We start from the raw sequence: 280 nt of genomic DNA, 5'->3' as shown, positions 1-280 counted from the left end.
GCCCTATACAGTAACTCATTATTCTCTATAGTATATTCACCTGTATAAAAAACGTTTTCATACATTCTATATTTGTAATTTTATTCCAGCAATCGCTTTATACTTCGGTGTCTCCTTCACGTGAGATTCGTATAAAGTAATCGTATCCGCTTGAAATGATATTTCAGGTACTTCCTTTATATGTTCTAAATCAAACTTCTCTTCTCCTACCCAGTTACGAGCAACAGTAATATGCGGATGATACGGGCGCGCTACTAAAGAAAATCCATTCCCTTCACAC

The 280-nt window shown here is 36.1% G+C and carries 1 protein-coding gene; it reads right to left on the bottom strand.

Going from position 1 to position 280, the window contains the following annotated elements; all coding sequences use genetic code 11:
* Positions 1 to 66: 66 nt before the first annotated feature.
* The coding region (locus ACSG5Z_RS32495; protein ID WP_435712998.1) for a 2'-5' RNA ligase family protein at positions 67 to 280 on the bottom strand (214 nt) is incomplete at its 5' end.

This window comes from Bacillus pretiosus (assembly GCF_051294775.1).
Classification (GTDB): Bacteria; Bacillota; Bacilli; order Bacillales; family Bacillaceae_G; genus Bacillus_A; species Bacillus_A wiedmannii.
Note: the sequence above shows the minus strand (reverse complement) of the source record. Positions and strands in the feature narration are given on the sequence as shown.